This is a genomic window from Candidatus Dormiibacterota bacterium (assembly GCA_035635555.1).
GTDB lineage: Bacteria > Acidobacteriota > Polarisedimenticolia > Gp22-AA2 > Gp22-AA2 > Gp22-AA3.
Window position 1 is genome coordinate 76,741 of the sequence record DASQAT010000016.1, and the last position, 16,672, is coordinate 93,412.

12 protein-coding genes are annotated in these 16,672 nt (G+C 71.0%); 7 read left to right on the plus strand and 5 right to left on the minus strand.

The window, feature by feature from the left end; translation table 11 throughout:
• The first annotated feature begins 57 nt into the window (after nt 1–57).
• A complete protein-coding gene (locus tag VEW47_04630; protein HYS04459.1) occupies nt 58–909 on the plus strand; it encodes a hypothetical protein in 852 nt (283 codons plus the stop codon).
• Here the strand turns inward: VEW47_04630 and VEW47_04635 are convergent.
• Nucleotides 906–3,059, minus strand: coding sequence for a SpoIIE family protein phosphatase (locus VEW47_04635; GenBank protein HYS04460.1), 2,154 nt, complete (start codon nt 3,057–3,059; stop codon nt 906–908). The genes VEW47_04630 and VEW47_04635 overlap by 4 nt on opposite strands.
• 119 nt (nt 3,060–3,178) lie before the next feature.
• Nucleotides 3,179–3,478, minus strand: coding sequence for a hypothetical protein (locus VEW47_04640; protein ID HYS04461.1), 300 nt, complete (start codon nt 3,476–3,478; stop codon nt 3,179–3,181).
• A 135-nt stretch (nt 3,479–3,613) separates the two neighbouring features.
• Here VEW47_04640 and VEW47_04645 point away from each other — a divergent pair, with 135 nt between their 5' ends.
• Nucleotides 3,614–5,038 (plus strand): aminotransferase class V-fold PLP-dependent enzyme, encoded by a 1,425-nt coding sequence (locus tag VEW47_04645; protein ID HYS04462.1) that lies wholly within the window; start codon nt 3,614–3,616, stop codon nt 5,036–5,038.
• On the opposite strand, the gene VEW47_04650 is transcribed toward VEW47_04645, so the two are convergent.
• Nucleotides 4,995–5,498: an SET domain-containing protein-lysine N-methyltransferase gene (locus VEW47_04650; protein HYS04463.1), complete on the minus strand. Its 504-nt coding sequence runs from the start codon at nt 5,496–5,498 to the stop codon at nt 4,995–4,997. The two genes, VEW47_04645 and VEW47_04650, sit on opposite strands and share 44 nt — an antisense overlap.
• Nucleotides 5,498–6,475 carry a hypothetical protein gene (locus VEW47_04655; GenBank protein HYS04464.1) on the minus strand — a complete coding sequence of 326 codons (978 nt, stop codon included), beginning with the start codon at nt 6,473–6,475 and terminating at the stop codon, nt 5,498–5,500. The genes VEW47_04650 and VEW47_04655 overlap by 1 nt, the downstream gene beginning before the upstream one ends.
• 15 nt (nt 6,476–6,490) lie before the next feature.
• Between VEW47_04655 and VEW47_04660 the strand changes: the two genes are divergently transcribed.
• The 4 genes from VEW47_04660 to VEW47_04675 are packed head-to-tail and all read left to right on the plus strand — an operon-like array spanning nt 6,491 to nt 13,472.
• Nucleotides 6,491–7,387 (plus strand): hypothetical protein, encoded by an 897-nt coding sequence (locus VEW47_04660; protein HYS04465.1) that lies wholly within the window; start codon nt 6,491–6,493, stop codon nt 7,385–7,387.
• Nucleotides 7,384–8,193 (plus strand): hypothetical protein, encoded by an 810-nt coding sequence (locus VEW47_04665; GenBank protein HYS04466.1) that lies wholly within the window; start codon nt 7,384–7,386, stop codon nt 8,191–8,193. Before VEW47_04660 ends, VEW47_04665 begins: the two co-directional genes overlap by 4 nt.
• Nucleotides 8,194–8,235: 42 nt before the next feature.
• The gene (locus tag VEW47_04670; protein ID HYS04467.1) at nt 8,236–10,482 is read left to right on the plus strand and encodes a fibronectin type III domain-containing protein; all 2,247 of its coding nucleotides are present in this window, start codon (nt 8,236–8,238) and stop codon (nt 10,480–10,482) included.
• Nucleotides 10,479–13,472, plus strand: coding sequence for a carboxypeptidase regulatory-like domain-containing protein (locus tag VEW47_04675; protein HYS04468.1), 2,994 nt, complete (start codon nt 10,479–10,481; stop codon nt 13,470–13,472). Before VEW47_04670 ends, VEW47_04675 begins: the two co-directional genes overlap by 4 nt.
• Before the next feature lie 9 nt (nt 13,473–13,481).
• Here the strand turns inward: VEW47_04675 and VEW47_04680 are convergent, their stop codons facing one another.
• On the minus strand, nt 13,482–16,010 hold the full coding sequence (locus tag VEW47_04680; protein HYS04469.1) for a 2-oxoglutarate dehydrogenase E1 component: 2,529 nt from the start codon (nt 16,008–16,010) through the stop codon (nt 13,482–13,484).
• Between the two features lie 53 nt (nt 16,011–16,063).
• Between VEW47_04680 and VEW47_04685 the strand changes: the two genes are divergently transcribed.
• Nucleotides 16,064–16,645 carry an ankyrin repeat domain-containing protein gene (locus tag VEW47_04685; protein ID HYS04470.1) on the plus strand — a complete coding sequence of 194 codons (582 nt, stop codon included), beginning with the start codon at nt 16,064–16,066 and terminating at the stop codon, nt 16,643–16,645.
• The last annotated feature ends 27 nt before the right edge of the window (nt 16,646–16,672 follow it).

The window sequence follows — 16,672 nt, forward strand, 5'->3', positions numbered from 1 at the left end:
GACCGGCGAATCTTCTTATCGTCCCGACGCGTCGGTCGTCCTCGAAAGGAGCTGCGCATGCGAACCCTCACGCTCACAGCGCTCGTCCTGTCGCTCATGCTCGGGCTCGCCGGCTGCGCGGACAAGAAGCCGGCGAAGATCAACATCGACGCCTCGCAGCCCGTCACGAACACGAGCTACTTCACGCTTCCCGCCGCCGCCGTCAACGCCAAGGGGGAGGCGATCGCGGGTGTCGCGCTGGCCTGGACCGGCGGTCCGGCCGACGTCCTGGAGGTCTCGGACGCCGGCAACCTGCGCTGTGCGAAGACGGGGGACGCGACGCTCACCGTCTCGGCCGGGGCCGTGAACCAGCGCGTCGATGTGAAGTGCCGGATTCCCGTGGAGATCGGCATGCCGCCGGACGTGCAGGTCGTCCTGGGAGCGGCGCCCGTGGCCCTGCACGCGCGCGCGCTCGGCGAGGGGAGCGCGCCGCTCGAGGAGGTCGCCGTCCAGGTGACGTCCTCGGACCCCTCGATCGTCACGGTGGACGGGGACATGGTCAAGGGGGTCGCCGTCGGCAAGGCGCACCTGCAGGCCACCGCCGGCGGGGTCACGACCGTCACGCCGGTCGAGGTCGTCGAGAAGATCGTCTCCGAAGCGCTGACGCTGCGTGACGGCGCGAGCAAGGCGTTCGCGCTGCAGCCGGCGTACTACCTGATCACGATCGAGTTGAAGGTCGACGAGAGGCTGAAGCAGGGGGTGACGGTCGGCTGGAGCGGGACCGCCTGCGAGAACCAGCCGGAGAAATCGTCCCAGCGGTTCAACTGCCGCGTGCTGGAGCCCGCCACCATGACCGTGACGAACCCGAAGCTGATGGGGGTCGGCGCGACGGTCTCGGGGACCGTCAACGTCTACCGCGTTCCGGGCTAGAGGGTGGCGAAGGGAGAGGCGTCGCGCACGATCGGCGGCGGCACGACCGTCTCGGAGCGCATTTCGGACCGCGTCGCCGTCCAGTCCCCCACCCTCAGGACCAGGAGCGTCGCGTCGTCGGCGGCGTCCTTCTTGCCCCGGTGATCCTGGTAGGCGCGCTCGACCCGCGCCAGGAGATCGGCAGGCCCCCTGGAGCCGGCCTCCGACAGCAGCGTCTCGAGACGCGCCGGGCCGAACACGCCGCCGGCATCATCCTCCGCATCGACCAGACCGTCGGTGTAAAGGAACAGCCGGTCGCCCGGCTCGAGGGAGATGGTCTTCTCGGCGTAGGCGCCCCCCGACATCAGGCCGATCGGGCGTCCGGTCGGGTCGAGCCGCTCGAGCCGGCCGTCCCGCCGCAGCACGAACGGGCTCTCGTGGCCGGCGTTGACGTACCTGAGCGCGCGCCGCGCCGGATCGAGGACCCCCAGGAACAGGGTGAGATAGACCTCGGGCGGAGTTGACGTCTCCACGTCGCGGTCGAGCTGCCGGGCGAACGTCGCGAGATCGGTCTCGAGCGGGATGCGCGCCTTGATCGTCGCCTGCAGGTTCGCCATCAGGAGCGCCGCCGGCACCCCCTTGCCGGACACGTCCCCCATGAGCAGCGCCACTTCCCCGCCCGGAAGATCGAAGTAGTTGAAGAAGTCCCCCCCCAGCTCGTGGGCCGGGATCGACAGACCCTGCAGCTCCGCGAACGGGTAGAGCATCGGCTTCTTCGGGAGCAGCTCGTTCTGGATCCTGCGGCAGAGCTCCAGCTCCTTGCGCAGCCGCTCCTGCTCCACCAGGCGCTCCTGGTTCGCTTGCAGGTCGCGCGCCATCCTGTTGAACGCCTGGGCGAGCTGCCCCAGCTCGTCGCGCGAGCGGACCGGCACCTGCGTGTCGAGACGTCCCGCCGCCAGCTCGCCGGCGGCGCGCGTCAGGTCGGAGAGGTTGTGCGTCATGCGGCGCGAGATCGGCACGATGCCGAAGAGCGCCAGCGCCGCCAGGCCCAGGCCGGCCCCCAGGTTGCGGGCCGAGGCGCTGCGTATCTCGCCGAGCGCCGCGCCGACCGGGCGGGCGATACCGAACACCAGGCCGGTCACCGGGTCCTCGCGCGTCACCACCACCCAGTTCTCATCCGGCGAGACGCCGATGCGGAACTTCCCGTCACTCCGGCTCGCGGCCGGCTCCTCGCGCACCCCTCCCTTCCCGACGGCGTTCGCCTGCCCCGAGGCCGCCGCCTCCTCGAGGCCGCGCAGCGTCGGCAAATCCGCCTGGTTCGGGGTGAACAGGTTTCCGGAGCCGTCGAGGGCGAACGGGATCTCCCCCTGCTCGCGCTTGGTCTGCGACAGAATCTCGCGCAGGAGGCGGTCGGCGCTCACCTTTGCCTTCAGGTGCCCGACCGTCTGGCCGTTGCGTATCAGCGGACAGCCGAACTCCTGCTTGAGAGCCAGGGCCGCCCGGGGTTCCGGCGGCCTCTCCTTCTCCGCCGCGGCCCGCCGCGCCTCGACCTCGGTCCTTATCCTGTCCTTCACGATCTTCAAGATATCCTGGCCACCCTGGCCCAGGTTGTCGTCCAGCTCCTTCTTGATCTTCCCGGCCTCCTCGGCCGTCAGAAACGACGCGGCCATCTTGATCACCGGCTGCAGCTTCGGGTCCTTCGCGAGCTCGCCGACGATGCGCGGCAGGGGGACGACGATCGACTGCCGGTCCGCGGGCGTCCCCGGTCGTGAGGGGAGGGGCGCATGAGAGCCGGTCGCGTGCCCGCCGTCCGGCGGCTCCGGGGGGCCTGGGCTCGGGGTGAACTCGAAGGAGTCGATGAAGTTCGCCGTCTCGCCGAGCGCCGCCACCAGCCGGCCGACGAGCATCGCGTCGGGCTCCTCGACCTCCGCCTTCGACCCGCCGCGCGTCTCGGGGAAGGGGAGCGATTCGAGCATGTCGATCCGCCGGCTCAGGTTGGCCGTGACGACGCCCATGCGGTTGTTGATCTCGCCCGCCATGCGGGACGATTCCGCTTCGACCGTCCGCCGCAACGCGCGCGCGGAGGTTTGGTAGGAGTACAGCGTGATGGCCCCCAGCGGCACCACGGCCAGGAGCAGGAACGCCAGGATCAGCTGGGTGCGGAGTTTCATGCGGAGAGAATACCACCCTCCCGGGGCCGCCGGCGACCGCCGGAAAAACTTCGGGCGCGGGACCGGTCACCCGGCACGCCGCGCCCGCTATTCCGGTCAGGCTTCGACCAAAAAGGGGGTTAGCCCTTCTTGATGTCCGTCACACCTTCGTGCTCGCCCTTCTCGTTGTCATGGCAGGTCAGCGTGACCTTGTCGCCGGCCTTGAAGTTCTTGAGCTCATCGACGGCCTTGTCCATCACCGGGGCGGTCTTCTGTTCCCCCTTCTCGTCCTTGATGGTGATGGTCTTCCCTTCCATGTCGATGGACACGACGGTCGCCTTCACCTGGTGTGTCTTGCCGGCGGCGAGGGCCGGCGAAACCACCCCAAGGACGAGGGCGGCGACGAATACTGCGCAAACCACAGCGGCCAGTTTCTTCATAGTGCCTCCACAGGACACGAGCGGTTATGACCCCGAGCGCGGATCATACTTCAGAATGTGGTCCAGGGATCCCTTTGATTGCGGTCCCGTGAGACCCGCTCCCGGGCCCGCCCCCCTCCTGTATGATCGCGCCCCATGCGCGACCCCAGGAAGCCAAGGTGGCCCCTCGAGCCGGTGTCGGGCGATCTGCGCCGTCTCATCGACGCCTGCGCCGCCTACGTGGTCGCGCACATCGACTCGCTGCCGGAGCAGCCGTCGTTCGACGTCGATGGCGCGGCCGAGCTCGCCTCGACCTTCGACGAGCCGGCCCCCGACCAGGGTCGCCCCATCGAGGCGATCCTCGCGAGGCTCGGGCCGGCCGTCCTGAAGTCGTTCACGACCGCCGGCCCTGGATACCTGGCGTTCATCCCGGGGGGCGGCATCCCGTCGGCGGCGATCGCGGACTTCGTCGCCACGTCCGTGAACCGCTTCGTGGGGGTCGCGGCGGCGGCCCCCGCCCTGGCGCGCATCGAGGCGCAGACGATCTCCTGGCTCGCAGGGCTCATGGGATACCCGCCGGCGTCCGGAGGGATCCTGACGTCCGGCGGCTCCCTGTCCAACCTCGTGGCCCTGGTGACGGCGCGCGCGGCGAGGCTGCCGGAGGACTTCCTCGGCGGGACGATCTACCTGTCGGACGAGACGCACCTGTCGGTCCTCAAGGCGGCCCGCATCGCCGGCTTTCCCGATCGGAACGTCCGGCGCATCCCGGTGGACGGGCGTTTCCGGCTGCGGCCGGACCGTCTGGAGGCCGCCATCGAGGAGGACCGCGCCGCGGGACGCCGGCCGTTCTTCGTCGTCGCCAACGTCGGGACGACCAACACCGGCGCCATCGATCCGCTGCCGGAGATTCTCGACATCGCGCGCCATCACGGCTTGTGGACGCACGCCGACGCGGCGTACGGCGGCTTCTTCCGCCTAGTCCCCGAGGGGGCGGCGCGCATGAGAGGGATCGAGCGCTGCGACTCGATCACCCTCGACCCTCACAAGGGGCTGTTCCTGCCGTACGGGACCGGCTGCCTCCTGGTGCGCGACCCGGAGACGCTGCGGCGGGCGCACCGGATGGAGGCCGGCTACCTGCAGGACGTGAGCGCGGACCCGGGGGCGCCCAACTTCACCGACCTCTCCCCCGAGCTGTCGCGCGACTTCCGCGGACTGCGCCTGTGGCTGCCGATCATGCTGCACGGCGTGCAGGCGTTCCGCGATCAGATCCAGGAGAAGCTGGACCTGGCGATCCTGGCCCACGACGCGCTGAAGGACGATCCGCTGTTCGAGATGCTGGACGAGCCCCAGCTCTCGATCGTCGCCTTCAGGGCCCGCCCGCCCGCCGGCGACCCGGACCTCTTCGGCGCCGAGGTCCTGCGCCGGGTCAACTCCCGGCGCCGCGTGTTCCTGTCGAGCAGCACCATCGGCGGGCGCTACGTCCTGCGCATCTGCGTCCTGAGCTTCCGCACCCACGCCGATCGCGTGCGCGACGCGGTCACCGCCCTGCGGGAGGAGGCCCGGCGGCTCGCGGGCGCCTGAGTCGCTGTGACAGGAGCGTGCCGCGGCAGCGCGCGGCGCCGCAGCGGCAGGCGTAGCGTTCGGGGTGATCCTCGTCCGAGCCCCCTTCGCGCGCGTACGCGTAGTCGTAGGTCAGCTCCACACCGGCCGGGATGTCCCGGAGCGCCGTGATGAACACGCGGCCGGCCTCGATGACCGGGGCGCAGTTCGGCTCGCACGCGTGGTTGAGGTAGCGGGCGGGGCCGCCGCCGGCCGCCGCGTCGATGACGGTGTCCCGGTCGACGGTGAACAGGAAGGTGTGATGACGCCGCATACCGGCGTCGTCGTAGCGCGCGTCGGCCTCGGCGTGCGTGATCCTCTCCCCCGTGTACTCGACGACGCGCGTGCCGCGCGGTATGAGGCGTGCCGCGAATCCCCCCAGCCCCTGGATCGGCGAGGGGCGGACCTCGAAGAGACGGTTGCCGCGCTTCGGCCGGGACATCAGTGGACGGTCTCCTCCGGCGGCGCCGGCTCCTCCTCGGCCTGCCACGCCTCGAGGATGCGGCGCGTGCGTGCCCGGCGCCGGGCGCCGGCGAGGAGGGCGAGAAGCGTGATCCCGGTCCACAGCGCCGTCGTCCCGGTCAGGGCGGGGACCCAGCGGTAGAGCAGGAGGCTGCCGCGCCGCCAGTCGGTCTCCGATCGGTCGAGCGGCACGCCGGTCGCCGCCTGCCAGGCCTCGGGGAACGGGCGGACCCTGGCCTCGCGCACGATGTCGCGCACGACCGACTGGCCGTAGGTTTTCACTGTCCACAGGAGAAAATCGAACGAGGCGGCGTAGGCCGCGCGGGCCCTGTCGTCCGAGGCGTCGAAGGCGGCGTCGAGCTCGGCCAGGGGGGGCAGGCGACCGGTCAGGACCGACGACGAGTACACCAGCACGTCGCGCATCCCCCAGGAGCGCTCGATGCCGGTCGCGACCCCCTCGCCGAACCAGCGCGGCAGACCTGGTCCCGCGGCATCGTACAGAAGCATGTGCGTCGCCTCGTGGGCCAGGACCGACGAGAGATCGGCGTACGGATAGCGGTCCGCCTCCGCCACCCGGATCGCGCCGGCGCGCGCCGCCGGAACGATGAAGCCGGCCGCCCACGGCGGCGCCTGCGCATCGACGGCGCGCACGGCCGGGTCCATCGCGGGGCCGACGGGGATCAGCGTGATCCGATAGGGCGCCGCCGCGCGCACTCCCAGCTCCTGCTCGACCCGCGGCAGGAGCGTGCGGGCGTCGCGCGCCAGCCCCTCGAGCCTGCCCCGCTCCGAGGCAGGCGCCTCCAGGACACAGTCGCCGACCTCGATGCGGAGCAGGGGTGCAGTCGCTCCGGCACTCGGCCTCCCCTCGGGAGCGCCGGGCGCCGGAGCCGCCGCAGCCGCCACGATCACGAGGCTCGCGAGAAGGCTCCCCGTTCTGGAGTATCCTCTTCGGCTCAAGCGGAGATCTCCACCGTGCCGCGGATGCCCGTCATCCCGCTCATCCTCCTCCTCGCGCCGGCCCCGCCCCCTTCCGCCGCGACCGGCTCGGATGCGTCGAAGGAGCTCGTCGTCTGCGCCCCCGGCTACCCCGGCGATACCGCCTCGGCGCAGCCCACGATGGACCTGTTCGCGAAAGCCGCCTCCGACGCCGCCGAGTGGCCTGCCGGCAGCCTGCATGCCGTCTACTTCGAGACGGCCGAGGGGGGGCTGCGGCGCCTGGCCAGAAACGACGCGGCGCTCGCTCTCGTGTCGCTCCCCTTCTTTCTTCAGCACGAGAAAGAGATGGGGCTCCAGGCGAGGCTCCAGGTCGCGGAGGACTCGGGCGCTCTCGCCGTCTGGAGCCTGGCGGCCCGCCGGGGCAGGGTACCATCTTCGGCCGCGCTCGACGGCTTCGAGATCACCGGGGTGGCCGGCTACTCGCCGGAGTTCATCCGCGGCCCGGTCCTGGGAGAGTTTGGACCGCTCCCCCCGACCGCCCGCGTCACCTCCACCGCCAACGTCCTGTCGGCGCTGCGGCGCGCGGCGTCGGGTGCTTTGATCGCCGTGGTCCTCGACGACGCGCAGACCCGGGCGCTCGCGACCCTGCCGTTCGCGGAGGACCTCGAGATCGTGGCGCGCTCCGCTCTGATGCCGCGGACTCTCCTGTGCACCGTCGGCGGCCGGCTTCAGCCGCGGCGGTCCGAGAGGATGGTCCGTGGACTGGAGAAGCTGCACACCGATCCCGCGCGCGCCGAGATCCTGAAGACGATGCGGATGACCCGCTTCGAGCCGGTCGACACGATGTCGCTCGACGCCGCCCGGCGCCTGTTCGCTGCGGCGGGGAGGCCCGCCGCCCCGGCGGGCACTCCGGCGGGCAAGACCGGCCGGTGATCGAGGAACGCCGGACTCCCGCGGCGGCGATCCTGCTGGGACTCCTCGCCACGGGATGTGCCGCCGCACTGCGGGAGCCGCGGCCGATCGTCGAGCTGGCCGGCGGCGCTCCTGCCGCCGACCTCGCGGAAGCGGCGGAGCTCCTGTCACGGGCCGAGGCGCTGTTCGCCGAGCGCGACGTCGAGAAGGCGGGCACCGCGGCGGGGCTTTACCTGCGCGCCGCCGCGGCCGATGACGCGCCGATCGCGGCGCTTCTAGGGGCGGTGCGCGCCGATGTCTGGCTGACCGATCACGAGAGCGACCCCGGCCCCCGCGGGCGGGCGGCCGCCGCCGCGGTCGAGGCGGCGCAGTGGTGCACCCGGAGGAGGCCGGCGGATCCGGCCTGCGACTACTGGCTTGCCGCCGCCCTCGGCGTGCAGGCGCGCGAGAGACCGTCGACCGGCCTGTCCGCCCTGCCGGAGATCGAACGGGCGTTCGAGAAGGCCCTGCGGAACGCCCCCGAAATCGACGAGGCCGGGCCGGACCGGGCGCTGGCTCTTCTGTATCTTCGCGCCCCGGGATGGCCGGCCGGGCCGGGCGATCCGGAAGTCGGCCTGGAACATGCGCGCGCGGCCGTCGCGCGGCGCCCCGGCCATCCGCCGAACCAGCTGGCCCTCGCCGAGGCGCTCCGGGCCACGGGCGACGCGCAGGGGAGCCGCGCGGCGTATGGGCGCGCGCTGGCTCTCGCCCGGGAGATGACGGATCGGGGGGACAGGGACGCCCCGGACTGGGTGGCCGAGGCCGAGAGGGGGCTCGGCGACCGTTGAGTCCCTTGCGTGACACGGCCGGTCTGAGGTAAAGAGGTACGCATGCGGACAACCAAATCGTTGCTCTGGGCCTTCGCGGCCGTGAACCTGGCCGGTGCGGCCTTCGCCGCCGATGCGGCCACACCCCCCCCGACGCGCCAGGTCAGGCTGGGGGTGGTCGATCTCTCCGCGCGCCTTCCCGGAGACCTCATGTCGCCCGAGGGGAGGAGCCGTTGGGACCTGAAAACGGTCCCGCTCGCGAGGACGTTCGTCCGGTCGTTCTCCGAGACGGCCGACGGGATCATCCTTCAGGATGCGTCGGCGGGCTCGGAGCTCTCCAGGGTCGCCTATAAAGATGACCGTGAGGCCGTCGAGGGGGCCGCGGCCGCGCGCCGCTGGCTCTTCCCCGATCATTTCCCCGAGCTGCTCCGCCCCGGTTCGCGGAGCGTGCTCGAGTTCAGCGAGGAGCGGGACGGGCGCCAGGAGAGCGTGCGCGCCGAAGTGGCCATCGTCGGGATCGGCTGGCTCGATCTCCCCTCAGGTCCGCGCGAGGTCGTCCTGCAGCGGGCGCTCCTGTCGCGCTACGCCGGCGGTGGCCGTGGTCCGGTCCCCGAGAGGGTGATGCACCGCTTCATCGATCCGCGCGCCGGTGTCATGGCGGAGATCGTCCGTTCGACGGCCGCCTCCGGCGGGGGCGCGATCACCGAGGCGGTGGTCGTCGAGCGGGTCCTGGCCGGCGCCGCGACGCTGAAGATCTACGTGGAGCAGCTCGACACGCCGGCGTTCAGCGGCATCTCCTACGGCTGGGACAAGGGGGCGGGCACGACGATCGCCTCGATGACGCCGCAGGGGTACGCGACCATGGGGGACCTGATCGCGGCCAACGCGTGGGATTTCTCGGCCAACACCTCGGGCGCGGGGGAGGACGTCTCGACCGGCGTGCCGGTGACGGCGGCCGAGACCTGCAACTCCACCCAGTGCGGCTACAACCCCGGCGGCCTCTTTCCGAACCGGATCCTGAGCCGCGAGGACCTCACCCCGAACGGCGGCACTCTCAGCAAGACCAACGCGGTGACCGAGCGCGAGACGCGGGCCTCCGACGTGACGGTCTGGCTGCGCGGCGGCTCGCAGTTCGAGGGGTCGAACGCCGCCGCGCCGAACGGCGAGAGTCGATTCTGCTACGTCAACGACGACGGTGTCGCCCGCACGCCGGTGCCGATCTGGCGTTTTCCCGACCAGGATCCCCTCGGCTGGTTCATGCAGCCGGGAGACGCGGCCTGGGTCGGCGGCCCGTTCAACTGCGAGCAGAACATCTTCAACGCGGTGTGCGGCGTCGGCGGCATCGTCCCGAAGCTCTGGACAAAAGGATGCACCGGCACGGTCGGCACGCACACCGGCACGCAGTCCGGGCAGGTGCTCAAGGGGGGCGTGGTCACGCTCCCCTCGGGTCACACGTTCAACGCGCTCCTCGTGAAGACGGTCGCCGACTTCTGCGTCTACATCGGCTCGAGCTGCGCGTCGTTCCTCAAGGCGGACGAAGTGCGCACGTTCGTCTACCTGTGGCAAGTGCCGGTGATCGGCACGGTGGCCCGCCTCACCTCGGTGCAGAACGCCGCCGACGGCACCTCCTTCACCAGCGTGGCGGGGACCGACTTCATCTTCGGTCTCTTTCCCCCGCTGAGCATGACCGTGAACGGCACGACCGACACGACCGCTTCGATCACATGGGACCCGGGGCGCGACACCCACCGGATCAGCGGCTACAAGGTGTACTGGGGGACCACCTCCGGCTCGGGAGGCCCGTACGCCTTCGACTCGACGCGGAACCCCGGGCAGATCGCCCTGGCCGGCACCACCGCGACCATCTCGGGGCTCTCCGCCGGCACCACGTACTACGTCACGGTGACGTCGCTGTCCGCCTACCGGGACCCCTCGACCGGCGTGACGACGACGTACGAGAGTCTGCTCTACCCGACGCAGGTGTCCGGCGACCCGGCGTTCGTCTACCCGATCGAGGTGCAGGCGACCACGTCCGGCGGGACCTGCATCCCGACGACCGAGGTCACGAACCTCACGCTCCAGACGGCGACGGGCGGCGCGATCACGTTCTGCTGGAATCCGGTGTCCGACCCCTGCCTCCAGGGGTATGAAATCCTCTCCGCTCCATCCCCCACGGCCGCCGGCAATTTCTCCGTCCTGGCCGACACCGGCACCGGGACCTGTTTCACGGGGAGCGCGCCGTTCGGCTACTTCCTGGTCGTGGCGCGCGGCACCGGCGGCACCGGCCCGTGGGGCGCCTACGGACGGTGAGACCCGCCCGGCGACCGTCCGGCCTCCCGCCGATAGCGCTCGCCGTCCTGCTGCTGGTCGCAACCTCCTCGGCACGCGCGCAATCGACGAGCGCCTCGATCACCGGGGCCGTGCGCACGCGCGACGGCCTGCCGGCGCCGGGGGCCGTGGTCGTGGCGCGCTCCGTCGCGACCGGGATCGAGCGGGCGGTCCCCTGCGGCCCCGACGGGCGCTACCGCATCGAGCTCCTCGCCCCCGGCGACTGGACGGTCGTGGCGCACCTCGGCGATGCTCTCGCCAGCGAGCCGAGGAATATCGCGCTGCACCTGCAGCAGGTGCTGACGCTCGATTTCGAGGTCGGCTCATCGCTCACCGAAAGCGTCACGGTCCGCGCCGACACACCGCTCGTCGACCCGGCCAGGACCGATGAAGAGCTGCGCCTTCAGTCGAAGCAGATCGACGACCTCCCCCTGAACGGCCGGAGCTTCACCGACCTGGCGCTCATCGATCCCGCGGTCCTGCCGTCGCCCCCGGGCGGGTTCTTCGGCGAGCGTTCCGCGGTCATGGTGCTGAACGGCCAGTCGGCGCGGGCCAACTCCTTCCTGGTCGACGGGTTCGACAACAACGACTTGACCTCCGGCACCTCCCTGAACGCTTTCTTTTCGCAGCAGGTGATCAAGGAGGCGGTGGTCCTGAAGCACCAGTTCATGCCGGAGTTCGGGCGCGCCTCGGGCGGCATCATCAACATCATCACCCAGCAGGGGACGAACGACCCGCAGGGGACCGCCTTCGTGCAGGGGGTGAGCCGCCACGTGAACGCCGCGGGGGAATTCGTCTCGTCGCTGCCGGGCGCGGGCGCCATCGACGACACGCCGTCGCGCCTGCAGACCGGGTTCAGTCTCGGCGGCCCGCTGCGACGCGACAAGGCGTTCTATTTCGTGGCCTACGAGCACCTGGGAGAGGACACCATCGTGCCGTTCACCGGTGTGGACCGCAACGGTGTCGCGGGCGGATTCGTCACGGCCCCCAACCGTGACGACAATTTCTTCCTGCGGACCGATTTCAACCTTCCCGGCGCGCAGACCCTGATGATGCGCCTCTCCGGGGACAGGCGGTCCACCAGCGACATGAACGTTGGAGGGACCAGCACTCCGGAGACCGGCTTCCAGCTGGACGAGCGGGACGTGCAGCTCGCCGCCTCCCTGAACACCGTCCTGACGCCGGCGCTGCTCAACGAGGCCCGCCTGATCGTCGGCACCTCCGGGTTCGATCAGTTCGCGAACTCCAGCCGTCCGGGCGTCGACCGGCCGTCGGGAAGCTTCGGGGGCAACAATCTCAATCGACAGCTGCGGGACGAGGACCGCGTCCAGCTCGTCGACGACGTCACCTGGACCCGGGGTCCGCACTCCCTGAAGCTCGGCGTCGATGTCATCCGCTCGCGCACGCGCATCCGGACGCGCTTCAATCCGAACGGCAACTTCCTCTACGAGACCGACGCGCCGTTCGAGCCGGGGGATTGCGGCGACCTGAACGCATCCGACGTCGCGACGTACGGCGACAACCCCATCCCCTGCGATGGCAACCCGGGCGTGGACGACGACGGGGACGGTGTGATCGACGAGCCCGGGCTGATCCGCACGTACCCGGAGTTCTTCCAGCTCATCGAAGGGGAGCCGTCCGCCGTCCTGAACGACACCCGTTACGGGCTGTTCGCGCAGGACTCGTGGCGGGCCGGGAACCACCTGGTCCTCGACTACGGTCTGCGCTACGACCTGAGCACCTTCCGCCTGCCCGCGGACACCTCGGTGCCGTCGATCTTCGAGAACGGCGGCGCCCACCCCGACGCCGACAACATCGCGCCGCGCCTGGGTTTCGCGATCACGCCGAAGACCGACGGTCCGATGGTGATCCGCGGCGGCGCCGGGATCTTCTACGACAAGCTGGTCCTGGGCTTCCCTTCGGTGGCGGCGATCACCTCCGGCACCCAGATCGGCCTGCTCTTCCCCCAGGGGACGGCGCTCGAGATCACCGAGAACCTGGTCGAGCAGGTCGGCATCGACGCCATCAAGGCGGGGCTCGTCTTCCCTCCCGAGCTCATCCTGCGCTTCTCCACCGGCACGAGGCTCGACACGCCGTACACCGCGCAATACAACCTGGGGGCCGAGTGGCGCGCCGGTGAGCGCGGGGCCGTCGAGGTGGACGCCACGCGCGTGCTCGGCTACCACCTGGCGCTGCTGCGCGACCTCAACCCGCCGATTCCTCAGCCCCCGGGGCTCGCTCCCGTGCATCCCGACGGCACGGTCGGATCGATCGCCGCCATCGTCACGGAGGGGCGATCGTGGTACAGCGGCCTGAGCCTCTCCTACCAGCACCGCGGTGAGAACGTCTGGTACTCCGCCGGCTACACTCTGTCGCGCGCCGAGGACCTCGGGCCGGATCCGCTGAAGGGGGGCATCTCCCTGCCCCCCGATTCGAGCAACATCACGGCCGAGCGGGGGCTGAGCGACTCGGACCGGCGCCACCGCTTCGTGTTCGTGGGGGAGGCTCCCCTGCCGTGGCTCGGCCTGCGCGCCTCGGGGACGATCCAGATCGCCTCCCCCACTCCCTTCAACGTCACGACCGGCCGGGACGAGAACCAGGACGGCGTTACGAGCGACAGACCTCCGGGCGTCCGCCGCAACACCGGCAGCTCGACACCGCTCGATCCGATCAACACGGTGCGCCAGAAGGCCAACATCCTGCGGCAGGAGGTCGGTCTCGCACCTCTGCCGCTCCTGACCTCGATCCCGGACGCCCCCTGGCTCGCCCAGGTCGATCTGCGCCTGACCCGGCCGTTCGCGTGGGGCGACCGCAACGCCGCCGGCGCGCTCTACATCCAGGTCTTCAATCTTCTGGGGAGGTTCAACGGCGGGCCGATCGAGGGGCGGGTGATCTCGCCCGACTTCGGCCGGGCGATCGGTCAGGCCGGCCCGCCACGCACCATCGAAGCCGGTCTTAAGATTGGGTTTTGACGCGGGACTTCAGTCGCCGGGGGCCGACGGCGTGCGCTGCAGCGCGAACTGGATGACCGCCTGCTGCTCCAGCATGTGCGCGCGCGCCGAGCCGGTGGCGGGGCTGGCGCTCTCGGCGCGGCTGACCGAGGCGAGGTGGCGGTCGCCGAGAAGACCCTGCAGGTGCTTGCGCACGAAATCGAGCGCCCCCATGTTGCGCGGCTCCTCCTGCACCCAGACGATCTCGGTCGCGGCCGGGCAGGCCTCGAGCAGCGCGGCGATCGCCGCCCTCGGAAACGGGTAGAGCTGCTCGAGGCGCACGATGCCGGTGCGCGTGTCGTGGCGCCTGTCGCGCTCCGCTTTGAGCTCGTGCGCGATCTTGCCGGAGCACAGGAGGACGCGGGCTGCCTCCACGATCGTCTCGTCGGGGATCACCGCGCGGAACCGCCCTGTCGTGAAGTCCGCGATCGGCGACGACGACGCCGGGGCGCGCAGCATCCCCTTGGGGGTGAGCACCACGAGCGGCTTGCGCCAGCGTCGTCGGGCCTGCCGGCGCAGCAGATGGAAATACTGCGCCGCGCTCGTCGGCTGGCAGACCTGGATGTTGTCCTCGGCGGCGAGATGGAGGAAGCGTTCCAGCCGGGCGCTCGAGTGCTCCGCCCCCTGTCCCTCGTAGCCGTGCGGCAGGAGGAGGACGAGGCCGGACAGGAGCCCCCACTTGTCCTCTCCCGCCGCCAGGAACTGGTCGATGATGACCTGGGCGTTGTTGGCGAAGTCCCCGAACTGCGCCTCCCACAGGACGAGGGTCTCGGGCGAGTCGCGGCTGAACCCGTACTCGAACCCGAGAGGGGCGGCCTCCGACAGCGGTGTGTCGTAGATCGCGAAGCGGGCCTGTCCCTCCCCGACGTGCGCCAGCGGGTAGTGCTCGGCCCCGGTCTCGGTGTCGACCAGGACCGCGTGTCTCTGGTTGAAGGTGCCGCGCCGGCTGTCCTGGCCGCTCAGGCGGACCGGCGTCCCCTCGACGAGGAGCGAGCCGAAGGCGAGCGCCTCGGCCATGCCGAAGTCCACCGGCCGGCGGCCGCGCCCCATCTCCAGACGCTGCTCGAGACCGCGGGCGACCTTCGCGTGCGCGTGGAAGCCCGCGGGGAGCGTGGTGATGAGGCGTGCGATCTCCTCGAGCCTGCCGGCCGGCACGGCGGTGTCCACCTCGAGCGTCTCGTCGTAGCGCCCGCCCGTGTAGCCGTCCCAGTACTTCGGCAGCGTCCGCATCGGCGGGACCTTGGTCATGGTCCGGCCCCGGTCCAGCTCGGCCTGCAGCCGCGTGTTGATCTCGCGCTCCAGGCCCTCCGTCTCGTCCCGTGAGGCGCCGATCCGCTCCGCGTACGTCTGCCAGAGCATCGGAAGATCCTGGATCGTCCTGTAGAGGAGCGGCTGGCTCGTGGTCGGGTCGTCCACCTCGCTGTGACCGTAGCGGCGGAAGCCGATCAGGTCGACCACCACGTCGGTGTGGAACCTCGCGCGGTACTCGAGCGCCAGGCGGCCGGCCCGCGCCGCCGCCTCCGGGTCGAAGCCGTTGACGTGCAGGATCGGAGCGTCCAGCCGGCGCGCCACGTCGGCCGCGAAGCGCGTCGACTGCAGGAAGCGCGGCTCGGTCGTGAAGCCGATCAGGTTGTTGATCACGACGTGCACCGTCCCTCCGACCGTGAACCCCGGAATCTCGGACAGATTCAGGGTCTCGGCCGCGATCCCCTGCCCCGCGAATGCGGCGTCGCCGTGCAGCACGATCGGCACGATACCGGCGCGCGGCTCCACGGTGCTCCGGGGGCCGGTCGCGGCCAGCCTCTCCTGCCGCGCCCGCGCGCGCCCCATCACGACCGGATCGACCGCCTCCAGGTGGCTGGCGTTCGACACCAGGTGGACGTCCAGGTCCCGGCCCGCGGTCCCGCGGTAGCTCCCGGTCGCCCCCAGGTGATAGCGCACGTCGCCGCTTCCCTGGACGCTCTCGGGAGCGATGTCCTCGAACTGCGCGAACAGGCACGAGGGGGGGACGCCGACGAGGTTCGCCATCACGTTCAGCCGGCCGCGATGGCTCATACCGATGAGCGCGATCACGGCGCCCGCTTCGGCCGCGGCGTCCAGGACGGCGTCCAGGAGGGGGAGGAGCGACGCCGCTCCTTCCAGGGAGTATCGCTTGGTCCCGACGTAGCGGGCGTGCAGGAAGCGCTCGAAGAGATCCGCCTCCGCCAGGCGCCGCAGCAGACGCTTCCGGTCCGCCGCGGTGGGCGGCGCCTCCATCCGCTCGGCGATGAAGCGGCAGCGATCGGGATACGGCAGACGCATGAAATCGGCGCCGATCGGTCCGCAGTAGATCGATCGCAGGTGCCTTGCCTCGCCGCCCCTCTCCGCCAGCCGCAGCGCCTCGTCCAGCTCGGGATGATGGAAAGGCGCCAGCCGGCCGAGCGGGTCCAGGTCGGCGGCGAGGTACCCCCAGCGCCGCAGGATGTCGGCGACGCGCGGGTCGGCGTCCGATACGGGAGAACCGGTCCTGGTCCGGGTCACGGTGACGAGTCTACCACCCGGGCTATAATGCGCCCCCCCTGGAGGGAGACGCGATGCAACCCGAGATCGAGATCTTCGGCGCCCTGGTCACCGGCGACACCGGGACGTTCAGGCGCCTGCTGGGCGAGCACCCGGACCTCGCCAACGCCCGCAACGAGAACGGCGACTCGCTCCTGATGACGGCGGCCTACATGGGGCGGCGGGACCTCTTCAACCTGTTGATCGAGAAAGGGGCCGGCGTGAGCCTGTTCGAGGCCTCGGCCCTGGGGCTCGTCGAGCGCGTCGTGGAACGTCTCTCGGACGAGCCCGCCCTCGTGAACGCGTACAGCCATGACGGCTGGACCGCGCTCCACCTCGCCTCCTTCTTCGGCCACGGGGACGTGGCGAACCTCCTGCTGGCGCGCGGCGCCGACGTCAACGCGCGCTCGAAGAGCACGCGGTTCGCCAAGGAGAACACGCCGCTGCACGCGGCGGCCGCCAACATGCAGGTCGGAGTCGCGGAGATCCTCATCGCACACGGCGCCGACGTGAACGCCAAGGACGGCAGCGGCTTCACGCCGCTGGCGCTGGCGGCCAACAGCAAGAACGACCTGATGGTCGTGATTCTCCTGGAGAAGGGGGCGCAGATCGCCTGATGGGGCGCGGACCCGCGCGGGTCCGCC